The organism is Streptomyces mutomycini (genome assembly GCF_001700505.1).
Taxonomy (GTDB): Bacteria; Actinomycetota; Actinomycetes; order Streptomycetales; family Streptomycetaceae; genus Streptomyces; species Streptomyces mutomycini.
In genome coordinates, this window is record NZ_MAPV01000197.1 from 19,577 (window position 1) to 33,306 (window position 13,730).

The 13,730-nt window shown below is 69.4% G+C and carries 14 protein-coding genes; all 14 read left to right on the forward strand.

Annotated elements, in window-relative coordinates; all coding sequences use genetic code 11:
- Window positions 1–10 precede the first annotated feature (10 nt).
- Window positions 11–964 carry a hypothetical protein gene (locus BFF76_RS25405; RefSeq protein ID WP_053929914.1) on the forward strand — a complete coding sequence of 318 codons (954 nt, stop codon included), beginning with the start codon at window positions 11–13 and terminating at the stop codon, window positions 962–964.
- A 705-nt stretch (window positions 965–1,669) separates the two neighbouring features.
- Window positions 1,670–2,650 (forward strand): ABC transporter ATP-binding protein, encoded by a 981-nt coding sequence (locus BFF76_RS25410; protein ID WP_031094762.1) that lies wholly within the window; start codon window positions 1,670–1,672, stop codon window positions 2,648–2,650.
- A complete protein-coding gene (locus BFF76_RS25415) occupies window positions 2,647–3,495 on the forward strand; it encodes an MlaE family ABC transporter permease (protein ID WP_053929913.1) in 849 nt (282 codons plus the stop codon). Before BFF76_RS25410 ends, BFF76_RS25415 begins: the two co-directional genes overlap by 4 nt.
- Before the next feature lie 3 nt (window positions 3,496–3,498).
- Window positions 3,499–4,302 carry an MlaE family ABC transporter permease gene (locus BFF76_RS25420; protein WP_031094766.1) on the forward strand — a complete coding sequence of 268 codons (804 nt, stop codon included), beginning with the start codon at window positions 3,499–3,501 and terminating at the stop codon, window positions 4,300–4,302.
- Entirely contained in the window at window positions 4,302–5,606 is a 1,305-nt protein-coding gene (locus BFF76_RS25425; RefSeq protein ID WP_053929912.1) for an MCE family protein, read from the forward strand. Before BFF76_RS25420 ends, BFF76_RS25425 begins: the two co-directional genes overlap by 1 nt.
- A complete protein-coding gene (locus tag BFF76_RS25430) occupies window positions 5,603–6,634 on the forward strand; it encodes an MCE family protein (protein WP_053929911.1) in 1,032 nt (343 codons plus the stop codon). Before BFF76_RS25425 ends, BFF76_RS25430 begins: the two co-directional genes overlap by 4 nt.
- The gene (locus BFF76_RS25435; RefSeq protein WP_031094770.1) at window positions 6,631–7,647 is read left to right on the forward strand and encodes an MCE family protein; all 1,017 of its coding nucleotides are present in this window, start codon (window positions 6,631–6,633) and stop codon (window positions 7,645–7,647) included. The genes BFF76_RS25430 and BFF76_RS25435 overlap by 4 nt, the downstream gene beginning before the upstream one ends.
- 1 nt (window position 7,648) lies before the next feature.
- A complete protein-coding gene (locus tag BFF76_RS25440) occupies window positions 7,649–8,788 on the forward strand; it encodes an MCE family protein (protein WP_031094772.1) in 1,140 nt (379 codons plus the stop codon).
- Window positions 8,785–9,924, forward strand: coding sequence for an MCE family protein (locus tag BFF76_RS25445; protein ID WP_031094774.1), 1,140 nt, complete (start codon window positions 8,785–8,787; stop codon window positions 9,922–9,924). Before BFF76_RS25440 ends, BFF76_RS25445 begins: the two co-directional genes overlap by 4 nt.
- Window positions 9,924–11,189, forward strand: a complete 1,266-nt coding sequence (locus tag BFF76_RS25450) for an MCE family protein (RefSeq protein ID WP_065849133.1) — start codon at window positions 9,924–9,926, stop codon at window positions 11,187–11,189. Before BFF76_RS25445 ends, BFF76_RS25450 begins: the two co-directional genes overlap by 1 nt.
- Window positions 11,186–11,707, forward strand: coding sequence for a hypothetical protein (locus tag BFF76_RS25455; RefSeq protein WP_031094777.1), 522 nt, complete (start codon window positions 11,186–11,188; stop codon window positions 11,705–11,707). Before BFF76_RS25450 ends, BFF76_RS25455 begins: the two co-directional genes overlap by 4 nt.
- Entirely contained in the window at window positions 11,704–12,315 is a 612-nt protein-coding gene (locus tag BFF76_RS25460; RefSeq protein WP_031094780.1) for a hypothetical protein, read from the forward strand. The genes BFF76_RS25455 and BFF76_RS25460 overlap by 4 nt, the downstream gene beginning before the upstream one ends.
- 12 nt (window positions 12,316–12,327) lie before the next feature.
- Window positions 12,328–12,858 carry a nuclear transport factor 2 family protein gene (locus BFF76_RS25465; RefSeq protein WP_053929909.1) on the forward strand — a complete coding sequence of 177 codons (531 nt, stop codon included), beginning with the start codon at window positions 12,328–12,330 and terminating at the stop codon, window positions 12,856–12,858.
- A 38-nt stretch (window positions 12,859–12,896) separates the two neighbouring features.
- Window positions 12,897–13,637: a hypothetical protein gene (locus BFF76_RS25470; protein ID WP_053929908.1), complete on the forward strand. Its 741-nt coding sequence runs from the start codon at window positions 12,897–12,899 to the stop codon at window positions 13,635–13,637.
- Window positions 13,638–13,730: the final 93 nt, after the last annotated feature.

The window sequence follows — 13,730 nt, forward strand, 5'->3', positions numbered from 1 at the left end:
TGAGGGAACAATGAGATCTGCCTCGAAGACCTGGATCAAGGCCGCCGGCGCCGTCACCGCGTCCGCCGCGCTGGTCATGCCCCTGACCGCGTCGCCGGCCGGTGCCGCCACCACCGCCGCGACCCAGCTCAACGGCGGCTGGGCCCCGTTCGACCGCTGTCCGGTGGACGCCCCCGCCATGCTCGCGGCGGACGGCGACACCGACGTCCCGCTGTGCGTGACGTCCACCTCGCCCAACGGGTCGATCAAACTGGGCAACACCGAGGCGACGACCGGCTCGACGAACCTGCAGTTCGGTGTCCTGCAGCACCCGGCCGAGGGGACCTACACGGTCGTCCCGCCGCCGGAGGGATCCATCATCAGCGGCAAGACCACGATTCCGGGCGGCCTCCTGGGCCTCATGTGCCCGAGCAAGGTACCGGTCGTCTCCGCCGTGTGTGACCAGATCACCAACGGGACCCTCAACAAGGTGACCGCCACCGTCGAATCGGCCGGCGCGCCGACCGACTTCAGCCTGGTCGCGGGCATATCCTCCGGGCCGATCGTCACACTGCCCATCAAGATCCGGCTGGACAACCCGCTGCTCGGTTCCAAGTGCTACATAGGCAGCAACAGCAACCCCGTGGTCCTGCACCCCGGCAACCTGAGCATGCCGTCGCTGGCCGTCTCCCGGTTCAACGGTGACGGCACCGCGAACGACGAGGGCTCGCTGATCCAGTTCGGGCTGTCCGGCGCAGGCCAGGGCGACAACCAGTTCTCCGTGCCGAAGGCCAACGGCTGCGGTCTCGGCGGCATCCTCAGCTGGGCGATCGACCTCAAGGTCGGACTGCCGGCGGCGGCAGGGACCAGCAACCTCGTCCTCAACGACGCCAAGACCTCCACGATAGGCCTGACGGCTCCGGGCCTGTCGGTGCCCAACGCGGGCAAGGAACTGGCCGAGAGCTGGAAGTCCGCGGTCCAGTAGCCGAAAAGCGCTGCCTGGGCGTCACATCCTGATCCTTGTCACTTCGTGCGCCCACCCATGACAGCACATGAGCCCGCCCCGACCGGATGAACCCTGGTCGGGGTGGGTTTCTGCGTGTCCGGAGCGGTTCACGACACCCGCTGTCCCGTTCCGCAGCCCTCACTTTTCGACAGGTTTCACGCGCCGATTACTCACTGCGGTACAAGAAATCGGCGCCTGGCGATTGACCCGGAGAAAATTGGTGAATCGCTATTGCGGACTTAGGTTACTGGCCCGTAGCGTCGCATCCGAGCGGCTCGGAAACGTATCCGGACCTGCTTGTTCGACGCACGTGGAGTCCAGGTCGCGCCCTCTTGACCCGGGATTCCTCCGGGAGTTCCCGCCGGCCCGAACCCCTTCCACCCGGGGCTGGGTCTCCCACCCGTCGGGGTCTCGTGGTCCCGCCCCCCTGGGTGCAGGACCCCGGTGCACCTGGAGAGCTTGCGCAGATTCCGACAAACCCGCCGGGCGGGCTTGTCATTCGGTGACAAGTGATCCACGCCAAGATCGACGTCCGGCGATTCCCGCTGTTCAACGGCTTGTCCTGGCGGATTCGACGGACATAACGTGCGCCTCCTGGTGCATGTGTGACGAGCCGTCCTTGCATTCACCGGAGCCGGAGCGCAGACAGATGACGTCGTTCACCACCATTTCGAGGGAGGGCCGATGGGAATCGAAGTAGTCGTCGAAGGCCTGACGAAATCCTTCGGCAAGCAGAAAATCTGGCAGGACGTCAGTCTCACGCTGCCGGCCGGTGAGGTGAGCGTCATGCTCGGTCCTTCCGGCACCGGGAAGACCGTGTTCCTGAAATCCATCATCGGCCTGCTGAAGCCGGAAAAGGGCCGGGTCCTCATCAACGGCGTCGACATGGTGAACAGTCCCGAGCGGGAAATCATGGAGACCCGGAAGCTGTTCGGACTCATGTTCCAGGACGGCGCCCTCTTCGGCTCGATGTCGCTCTTCGACAACATCGCCTTCCCCCTGCGTGAACACACCCGCAGGACGGAGTCCGAGATCCGGCGCATCGTCATGGAGCGGATCGACATCGTCGGCCTGCTGGGTGCCGAGGGAAAGCTGCCGGGCGAGATATCCGGCGGGATGCGCAAGCGGGCCGGCCTCGCCCGTGCCCTGGTCCTCGACCCCCAGATCATCCTCTGCGACGAGCCGGACTCCGGGCTCGACCCGGTGCGCACCGCCTACCTCTCGCAGCTGCTCATCGATCTCAACGCGCAGATCGACGCCACCATGCTCATCGTCACCCACAACCTCGACATCGCGGCCACCGTCCCCGACAACATGGGCATGCTGTTCTGCCGCAACCTCGTCACCTTCGGACCGCGCGAGGTACTGCTCACCAGCGACATGCCCGTGGTCTCCCAGTTCCTGGCCGGACGCCGTGAGGGTCCGATCGGCATGTCGGAGGAGAAGGACGCGGCCACCCTCGCGGCCGAGCAGACGAACGGCAACGGTCATGCCGCCCCGCGCACCGTCGTCCCGCAGCTGGAGCCCTCACCGGGGATGCCCGTGCGCCAGGCGGCCCTGCGCCGCCGGGAGCGGGTCATCTCCATGATGGGCCAGCTGCCGGAGGCCGCCCGTACGGCCATCATGAACAGCTACACGCCGACCTTGGACGGTGGGCGCCGATGACGGCACCACTGCCCGTGCGGCCACCGGAGCCGGCCACCGGGGAGCAGCAGGAGGAAGCGCCGCGGCGGAGGACGCCCTCGCGGCTCCTCGCCCCGCTGCGCCAGACCGGCCAGCTGTTCGCGCTCGCCCTGGCGGTCGTCCGGGCCGTCTTCCGCCGGCCCTTCCAGTTACGCGAGTTCATCGAGCAGTTCTGGTTCGTCGCCAGCGTGACCATCCTGCCCGCCGCTCTCGTCTCCATCCCGTTCGGCGCGGTCATCGCCCTCCAGGTCGGCTCGCTCACCGAGCAGCTCGGCGCCCAGTCCTTCACCGGAGGCGCCAGCGTCCTCGCGGTCATCCAGCAGGCCAGCCCGCTCATCGTGGCGCTGCTGATCGCCGGGGCCGCAGGGTCCGCCATCTGCGCCGACCTCGGCTCGCGGAAGATCCGGGAGGAGCTCGACGCCATGGAGGTCATGGGCGTCTCGCCCATCCAGCGCCTCGTCGTCCCGCGGGTGCTGGCCACCATGTTCGTCGCCGTCCTGCTCAACGGGCTGGTCTCCGTCGTCGGCACGCTCGGCGGCTACTTCTTCAACGTGATCATGCAGGGCGGGACACCCGGCGCCTACCTCGCCAGCTTCTCCGCCCTGGCGCAGCTTCCCGACCTCTACGTCGGTGAACTCAAGGCGCTCATCTTCGGCTTCATCGCCGGCATCGTCGCCTCCTACCGGGGACTCAACCCGCGTGGCGGGCCCAAGGGCGTCGGCGACGCGGTCAACCAGTCCGTCGTCATCACCTTCATGCTCCTGTTCGCCGTGAACATGGTCCTCACGGCGATCTACCTCCAGATCGTCCCCCCGAAGGGGGGCTGAGCCATGTCGATGCTCGGCTGGCTCGACCGCTCGGGTGAGCAACTCACCTTCTACGTGAGGGCTCTGATCTGGATCCCCAGAACCCTGCGCCGCTACCTCAAGGAGGTGCAGCGGCTGCTCGCCGAGGTCGCCTTCGGCAGCGGCGGCCTCGGGGTCATCGGCGGAACGATCGGCGTGATGATCGCGATGACCCTCGCCACCGGCTCGGTCGTCGGCCTCCAGGGGTACGCGGCCCTCGACCAGATCGGCACCTCCGCCTTCACCGGCTTCATCTCCGCCTACTTCAACACCCGGGAGATCGCCCCGCTCGTCGCCGGCCTCGCCCTCTCCGCGACCGTCGGCGCCGGCTTCACCGCCCAGCTCGGCGCGATGAGGATCAACGAGGAGGTCGACGCCCTCGAGGCGATGGGAGTGCGCTCGATGCCCTACCTCGTCACGACGCGGATCATCGCCGGCGTCGTCGCCATCATCCCGCTCTACGCGATCGGGCTGCTCTCCTCCTACCTGGCGTCCCGCTACATCACCGTCCTGTTCAACGGGCAGTCGGCGGGCACCTACGACCACTACTTCAATCTCTTCCTCTCCCCGGACGACGTCCTGCTGTCGGTGCTCAAGGTGCTGATCTTCAGCGTGCTGGTGATCCTCGCCCACTGCTACTACGGCTTCCACGCGACCGGCGGTCCCGCCGGAGTCGGCGTGGCCGTGGGGCGGTCGGTGCGCAACGCCATCGTGCTCATCAGCGTCACCGACTTCTTCCTCTCGCTCGCCATCTGGGGCGCGACGACAACGGTGAAGGTGGCCGGCTGATGACCTCCTCCACGGCGCAGACGGTGCGCCGCAGACTCGCCGGCGTGGCCTTCGTGCTCGTGCCCGCCGTCCTCGTGTGGGTGTCGGTCTCGGTGTACGAGAAGGACTTCACCGACGACGCCACCGTGACCGTACGCACCGGAAGCGTCGGCAACGAGATGCACGACAACGCCGAGGTGAAGCTGCGCGGCGTCGTGATCGGCGAGGTGCGCGACATCGCGGCCGACGGTGACGGGGCCCGGCTCACCCTCGCGATCGAGCCGGACCGGCTCGACCGGATCCCGGCCGACGTCACCGCGCAGATGCTGCCCACCACCCTGTTCGGGGAACGGTTCGTCGCCCTCGTGCCACCCGCCGTCCCCTCCGCCGAGACCCTGCGGGCCGGGGCGGTGATTCCGCAGGACCGCTCCAGCAACGCCATCGAGCTGGAAGAGGTCCTCGACAACGTCCTGCCGATGCTGACCGCCGTCAAGCCGGAGAAGCTCGCCGCGACCCTGGGCGCCGTCTCCCAGGCGCTCCGGGGGCGCGGCGACAAGCTCGGCGACACCCTGGTCACCCTCGACGCGCACCTCAAGGAGTTCAACCCGCAACTCCCCACGCTCAACGCGGACATCAAGGAACTCGTCAAGGTGAGCCACCTCTACGCGGACGCCGCGCCCGACGTCCTGGACGCGCTCACCGACTTCACCACCACCAGCGGCACGATCGCCGAACAGCAGGCGGAGCTGGCCGACCTGTACGGGTCGACCACCGCCTCCGCGAACGACGTCACCGCCTTCCTGCGGAAGAACAAGGACAACCTCATCCGGCTCTCCGCCTCCGGCCGCCCGACACTGGAGCTCCTCGCGGAGTACTCCGACGCCTTCCCCTGCACCCTGCGCACCATGGCCGGGTTCGTCCCCGCCATGGACAAGGCGCTCGGCAAGGGCACCGACAAGCCGGGGCTCCACGTCACCGTCAAGGCCGTCGAGTCCAAGGGCAAGTACGTCGCCGGCAAGGACTCCCCGGTCTACGACGCGACCGGTGGCCCGCACTGCTATTCGGTGCCGTACACCGGCCGGGCGGTCCCGACCGCCGACTCGCGCAGGTCCGCCGCCCCGGCGGGGGACGCCGGTGACGCGGAAGCGGCCGAGGTGCCCGCCGCCACCGACAGCGCGCTCGGCATGCCCAACTCTCCCCAGGAGAGCCGGCTCGTCAACGAACTCGTCGCACCCTCACTCGAAGTCAAGCCGCAGTCCCTGCCCGACTGGAGCAGCGTGCTCATCGGTCCGGCCTTCCGCGGTGCGGAGGTGAAGCTCAAGTGAAGCGCCGCTCCCTCACGGGTCCGCTCGTGAAATCCCTCGTCTTCGTCGTGGTGACCACGCTGGCCACCACCGTCCTCGCCCTGTCCATCGCCAACACCGGCGTCGGCGACACCACCTCGTACAAGGCGAGGTTCACCGACGCCACCGGACTGGTCGTCGGTGACAGCGTCAGGATCGCGGGCGTCAAGGTCGGGCAGGTCGAATCCATCAGGGTCGCCGACAGGCGGGAGGCCGAAGTCGGCTTCGCCGTGCGCAAGGGCCGCGAGCTGCCCGCCTCGGTGACCGCGTCGATCAAGTACCTCAACATGGTCGGCCAGCGCTACATCGACCTCGACCAGGGCGCCGGACCCGTCGGGGCGGCCTTCCGGTCCGGGGCGACCATCCCGCTCGCGCGCACCACCCCCGCGCTCGACCTCACGCAGTTGTTCAACGGCTTCCAGCCGCTCTTCGAGGGACTCTCCCCGCCGGACGTCAACCAGCTCGCCGGCTCCATCGTGCAGGTCCTCCAGGGCGAGGGCGGCACCGTCGACAGCATCCTCTCCCACGTCGGATCGCTGACCGGCACCGTCGCGGCCAAGGACGAGGTGATCGGCGAGGTGATCAAGAACCTCAACACGGTTCTCAAGACCGTCAACGACCGCGAGGCGGGCTTCGACGAGCTGGTCCTCACCCTCGAGAAGCTCGTCAAGGGCTTTTCCGGCGACCGCAAGCCGCTCGGCGAGGCGGTCACGGCGATGGGCGCCCTCACCACCGTCACCGCGGACCTCCTGCAGGACGGCCGTGCACCCCTGAAGGAGGACATCGCGCAGCTCGGAAGGCTCAGCGGGCAGCTCGACGAGAACGCACCGAAGATCGAGAGCTTCCTGCGGAAGACGCCCGCCAAGATGGAGGCGATCACCCGTCTCACCTCGTACGGGTCGTGGCTGAACCTCTACCTCTGCGAGGCCAGGGTCGCCGGTGTGACGACCGAGGACGGCAGCGCGCCGCCCACCGGCATCACGATCGGCGGATCGAGGTGCACGGGATGAGGATCAAGCCCGTACGGGAACGCAACCCCGTCGCCATCGGCATCATCGGACTCGTCGTCCTGGCCCTCCTCGGCCTCGCCGCCTACCGTGCCGACGCACTGCCCTTCATCGGCGGCGGCACCTCCTACAGCGCCGACTTCACCGAGTCCGCCGGCCTGGAGGCCGGCGACGAGGTCCGGATCGCCGGTGTGAAGGTCGGAGAGGTGACCGGGGTGTCGCTCGACGGTGACCGGGTGAAGGTCGACTTCAAGGTGAAGGACGCCTGGATCGGGAACTCCTCCACCGTAGGCATCGCCATCAAGACCCTCCTGGGCGACAAGTACCTCGCCGTCGACCCGCTCGGCAACGCGCCGCAGAACCCGGACTCCCGCATCACGTCGAGCCGCACGACCTCCCCGTACGACGTCACCCAGGCGTTCGACGGACTCGGCGACACCATCGAGGAGATCGACACCGCCCAGCTCGCCGAGAGCTTCGAGACCATCTCGGACACCTTCAAGGACTCGCCGCCCGACGTACGCAGCGCCGCGGAAGGACTCTCGGCGCTGTCGAAGACGGTCTCCGAGCGCGACGCACAGCTGGCCACCCTCCTCAAGGGCAGCAGGCAGCTGTCCAAGACGCTCGCCACGAAGAAGAGCAGCTTCGAGACCCTGCTCGAGGACGGCAACCTGCTCCTCGGCGAGATCCAGGCCCGCCGCGACTCCATCCACCTGCTGCTCACCGGCACCCGGGACCTCGGCACACAGCTCACCGGTCTCGTCACCGACAACAACAAGCAGCTGCAGCCCACTCTCGAATCGCTGGGGCGGGTCACCACCGTGCTGGTGAAGAACCGCAAGAGCCTCGACAAGGTGCTCTCGATGGCCGGCACCTACAACCGGCTCGTCGGCAACACCCTCGGCAACGGCCGGTGGTTCGACAACTACGTCTGCGGAGTCGTGCCGAAGAACTACCTGCCCAAGGACACGCCGCCGGTGAACGACTGCATGCCGCCGAAGCAGGGGGGCCGCTGACATGAGACGCACCCGCATCATCGGCATCGGCGCCGGACTCGCCGTCGTGGCCGTGGCCGTCGGCTCCGGCGTGACAGCCATGGACCAGGAAGGCACGACCACCGTCACCGCCTACTTCGACCGGGCCACCGGCGTGTACCCGGGGTCGGACCTGCGCATCCTCGGCGTGAAGGTCGGCACCGTCGAATCGGTGGACCCGCGCGGCGAGGAGGTCAGGGTCACCCTGCGGCTCGACAAGGGCGTAGAGGCCCCGGCGGACGCGCACGCCGTCGTCGTCGCCCCCAGCCTCGTCGCCGACCGTTACGTCCAGCTCGCTCCCGCCTACACCGGGGGAGCGAGACTGGAGGGCGGCGCCGTGCTGCCGGCCGAGAAGAACGCCACGCCCATCGAGGTGGACCAGCTCTACGAGTCGATCACGGAGCTCTCCACCGCACTCGGCCCCGACGGCGCCAACGCCGACGGAGCGCTCTCCGGACTCCTGAGGACCGGCTCCGAGAACCTCAAGGGGAACGGAGAGGCCATCGGGGACTCCATCGAGCAGTTCGGCAAGGCGACGAAGACGCTGGACAAGAGCAGCGGCAACCTCTTCGACACGCTGTCCTACCTGCAGACCTTCACCACGATGCTGAAGGAGAAGGACAGCGACGTGCGGACCGCGGAGCAGCAGCTCAACTCCGTCACCGGTTTCCTCGCCGACGACAAGGAGAACCTCAGTGCGGCGCTGAAGGAGCTGGGCACCGCACTCGGCCAGGTCAAGAGCTTCATCCAGAAGAACCGCGGCGCCCTCAAGAAGAACGTGGACCTCCTGGTGCCGCTCACCCAGACCCTGGTCGACCAGCGTGCCTCGCTCGCCGAGTCGCTCGACACACTCCCGCTCGCGGCCGGCAACGTGCTCAACGCCTACGACCCGGCGAACCGGACCCTCAACGGGCGTACGAATCTCAACGAGCTGTCGATGGGCGGCCCGCTCACCGAACCCGGGCAGGAGACCGCCGGCCTCGAAGGGCTGGCTCCGGTGGACGCCGGCCGTCAAAAGGCGCTCCCCGTCCTGCCGCTGCCCGCCGTCGGCACCGTCTACGGCACCCCGGCGGACACCCCGACCAAGAGCGGTACGGGCGAGAAGAAGGAGGCGGACCGATGAGCCCCGCCCTGCGCAGACCCGGCAACCGCGCGGTCGCGGGCCTCGGTGCCCTGGCTGCCGCCGGCGTCTGCTTCGCACTCGTCGCCACGACGACCGGCCTGCCCTCGCTCGGGGGCATCGAGCAGATGCCACTGCCCGGTGGCGCCGACCTCGGCGACCACCCGTACGAGATCACTGCCGAGTTCGGGGACGTCCTCAGCCTCGCACCGCAGTCGTCCGTCAAGGTCAACGACGTGGCCGTGGGCCGGGTCACCAAGATCACCCTGACTCCGGGCAGCTGGACCGCCAAGGTGACCATGCGTGTCAACGGCGATATCAAGATGCCGGGCAACGCCTACGCACACCTCGAACAGTCCAGCCTCCTCGGCGAGAAGTACGTCCAGCTATCACCGCCCGCCGACGGCACGGCCGAGGGCGCGCTGTCCGACGGTGCCCGGATCCCCCTCGTCCGCACCAACCGCAACCCGGAGGTCGAAGAGGTCTTCGGTGCCCTGTCGATGCTCCTCAACGGTGGCGGTGTCGCCCAGCTGAAGACCATCACCACCGAACTCAACAAGGCGCTGGCCGGACAGGAACCCCAGATCCGGTCGATGCTGACCCGCGTCGACACGCTGGTCACCGACCTGGACACCCACAAGGAGGACATCACCGACGCACTCGACGGCGTCAACCGGCTCGCCGCCACGCTCGCCACCCGGAAACAGGACGTCGGCACCGTACTCACCGGGCTGAGCCCGGGCCTGAAAGTACTGGAGAAGCAGCGCGGATCGCTCCTCACCATGCTGCGCTCGCTCGACACGCTCTCCACCGTCGCCGTCGACACGGTCAACAGGAGCAAGGCCGACATGATCGCCGACCTCAAGGCCCTCGCCCCCACCCTCACCGCGCTCGCCGACTCCGGTAACGACCTGCCCGACTCCCTGCAGGTGCTGCTCACCTACCCGTTCACGGACGAGGTGCTGCGCGGAGTGAAGGGCGACTACCTCAACGTCTACCTGGACGTCACCGCCATGCCCGGCACGCAGATCATCCCCGCACTCACCCCGCCGGCCACCGGCACCCAGCAGAAAACCGGCTCGGCGCCGCCCCTGCCGCTTCCGTCGGTCACCGCATCCGGCACGGAGGGCACCCGCTGATGATCACCCTCACCACCCGGCTCAAGAACATCGCCTTCCTGATCATCGCGGTGCTGGTCCTCGGCTACCTGGGTGTCAGGTACGCCGACCTGGGGCACTACGTCGGACTGCGCAGCTACTACACGGTGAAGATTCAACTCCCGCAGACGGGCGGCCTGTTCACCCACTCCAACGTCACCTACCGGGGTGTGTCCGTCGGCCGGGTCGGCCCGATCGAGCTCACCGACGACGGCGTCGAGGCGGAGCTCCGCATCGAGAACGACGCGCCGCGCATCCCCGACAGCCTGCAGGCCGTCGTCGCCAGCCTCTCCGCGGTCGGCGAGCAGTACGTCGACCTTCGGCCCACCCGCCAGGACGGCCCCTTCCTGGAGAACGGCTCGGTCATCGACCAGGCCGACACCACCGTTCCCGCGCCCGTCACCGACGTCCTCACCAGTGTCAACGACCTCACCGCCTCCGTCGACGCCGAGGACCTGCGGACCGTCGTCGAGGAGTTCGGTGCGGCCTTCGAGGGGCGCGGCGACGACCTCGAGGTCCTCCTCGACACCAGCGGCGAGTTCGTCGACGCCGCCGACGAGGCACTGCCTACGACCACGAAGCTCATGACGGACGGCGAGACGGTCCTGCGCACCCAGGCCGAACAGGGCGAAGCGCTCAGGGGATTCGCCTCCGGAGCCGAGGAACTCGCCGCCGAACTGAAGGGGTCCGACACCGATCTGCGGCGGCTGATCGCGACGGCGCCCGGAGCCACCGCCGAGATCAGCGGGCTCCTGCGCGACCTCGAACCCAGCTTCGGAGTCGTCGTCGCCAACCTCCTCACCACGTCGGAGGTCGCCGTCACCCGGCAGCGGGGCCTGGAGGAGCTGCTGGTGAAGGTGCCCGCGGTCGCGGCGGCCGGCGCGAGCATCATCGACGAGGACGGAGACGCCCGGTTCGGCATGTCCGTCACCTTCTTCGAGCCACTGCCCTGCACCGCCGGATACGGCGCCACCACCTACCGCCCGGGCAAGGACCTCTCGGCAGCACCCGCGGTCAACACCGGGGCGCGCTGCGTCTCCCCGCCGGGCAGCGGCATCAACGTCCGCGGCAGCGCCAACGCCCCCGCGGGCGGCGGCGTGCCGGAACCCGCGAAGCCCGGCTCGCTGCTCGCCGGAACCGACGGGACCGGGCTGCCCGGAGCCCTCGGAGCCCTCGGAGCCACGGGAGGGGCCGAGCGCCCGGCCGACGGCATGGCCGGCCTGCTGGGCCTGGGAGGTGGCGCGTGAACGCCCGTACCAGGCGCATGGGTGGATGGGCCGTCATGCTCGCGGCCGCGCTGGTCTGCGCCCTCGGCGGCTGGTCGTACACGCAGGCGCGCGGCGACGAGACCCTGGCGTACGCCAAGGCCCGTGACGCGGCCGTCGCCGACGGCAGGGAGCACCTGGCCCGCCTGAACAGCATGGACGGAAGGAGCGCCGCGAGCGTGAAGTCCGCTCTGGCAGCCTGGCTCGCCGCCTCCACCGGCCCTCTGCACGACCGGCTGGAGAGCACCCGGAAGAAGGACACCGCCGAGCTCACCGAGTCGGGCGCCACCGCACGCGGCAAGGTCACCGACGCCGCGCTCACGGCACTCGACGAACGGGCCGGAACGGCGGCGCTGATCGCCACCGTGGACGTCGAGGTCACCCCCCGCACCGGCAAGGGCGGTACGGAGCGCAAACGCTTCGAGGCGGCCCTGGAACGGACCGGCGACGGCTGGAAGATCAAGGCACTGGACGCGATACCTGTCGGGAGCGGCGGATGAGACGGACCGGAGGGACCACGGTCGAGGACGACTCCTCGAATCCGGCCCCGGACGCGGACCTACAGGACGAAGGTACGGACACCACCCAGGACCCGGGCGCGTCCCGCCACGCACCCTGGCGCCGTGTTCTCGCGGCGGTTCTGGCCGTCGCGCTGCTGGCCGCCGGGGCCGTCCTCCTCGTCAAGGCACGGCAGCTCCGTGACACCCCCGCCACCTCGAACCGCGCGCTGACCGACACCGCCGAGACCACCCGGGTCGTGGGCGACGTCAGCAGCGCGCTGGGCAAGGTCTTCTCGTACAGCCCGCAGGGCACCGCCGCCACCAGGGAATCGGCGAAGCGACTCCTCGCGGGTGAGGCGCTGCGGCAGTACGCGGCACTGTTCGGCCAGGTCGAGAAGCAGGCGGGGGACCAGAAGCTCACGCTCACCTCGCAGGCCGTACGCGCCGGAGTCACCCGGCTCGGCACCCGCAGCGCCCACCTCCTCGTCTTCCTCGACCAGGTGTACGAGCGCGAGGGGAAGCCCGCCACCACGGCGGCGGCGCAGCTCTCGGTGACGGCGGAACTGCGCGGCGGCCGCTGGATCATCGTCGACATCACCTCCAGGTAGGGAGAGGCACCAATGGCACGGGTACGGACGACGAGGAATCCGCTGGTGGCGGCGGCGATCGTGCTGACGGTCGCGGCGGCCGGAGCGGCGGGCTGGGGCGGCTGGTCGCGCTACGACGCGGCACACGACGACTCGGCGGCCTACGCCGAGGCGCGTGACGACGTGCTGGCCGCGGGGGAGCAGGCCGTGCAGAACATGAACACGCTCGATCACGCGAGGGTGGAGAAGGGGCTCGACAGCTGGGAAGAGTCGACCACCGGTGATCTGCACAAGCAACTCGTCGACGGACGGGCCGCGTTCGTCAAGCAGATCGAGGCGGCCAGGACCGTCAGCACCGCCAGGATCCTGTCGGGCGCGGTGACCGAGCTGGACGACAGGGCGGGCAGGGCGAGGGTGATGGTGGCGCTCCGGGTGACCGTCACTGCCCCGGAGGGCAAGCCCGCGGTGAAGGAGAGCCGGATGCTGGGGCAGCTCACCCGCACCTCCGGGGGGTGGAAGCTCAGCGCCCTCGGACAGGCGCCCGTCGGCAACACCGCCGGCTGACCCCCGCCCGACCGCCCCGCCCCGAGAGGACCACCGACATGTCGACGACCCGCCACCTCGTGAACCGCCGCCGCAGGCTCGCCACCGTCGCGGCGACCACCGCCCCGCCGCGTGCGGACACGGCTCCCGTGGAGGAGCCGGAGCCCACGGGCGCAACCGCCCCGGAACCGGAGCGCACCGACGGACCCGCCGAGGACCCCGCCACCGAGACCGCCGCGGTGGAGGAACCGGCCGGGCAGGGGCGCCCCGCCCGCAGACCGCCCCGCCTCCGCATCCGGCTCCCCGCCGTGCTCTGCGCGGCCACCGTCCTCCTCGGCGCCTTCGCAGCCTGGGCGTTCACCTCCGCCGCGACCATCCGTGACGACCCGACGCGGCAGAACAGCGCCCTCACCGACATCAGCCGGACGAGCGAGGTCAAGGGCCGGATCACCGAGGCCGTGGGCGCCGTCTTCTCGTACAACTACGCCTCGCCCGGGAAGTCGGACCTGGCCGCGCAGAAGTACCTCACCGGCAAGGCGGTCCAGCAGCACAAGGACATGCTCGCCGAGGTACGCGCACAGGCGCCGAAGCAGAAGCTCGTCCTCACCACGACCGTCACCGAGAGCGGCGTCGAGCTGCTCGACGGCGACCGGGCCCGGCTGCTGGTCTTCGCCGACCAGAGCAACACCCGTACCGGCAAGAAGGAGCAGACGACGTACGCGGCCGCCATGTTCGCCGTGGACGCCGTCCGCCGCGGTGACACCTGGCGGATCGCGGCCATCGACACGTTCACGCGATGACTCAGGAGAAGGAGGACACATGAGGTTCAACGGAACCATGCGCCGCGGACTCACCGGCACGGCCACCGCGGTCGCCGCCATGGCGGCGCTCAC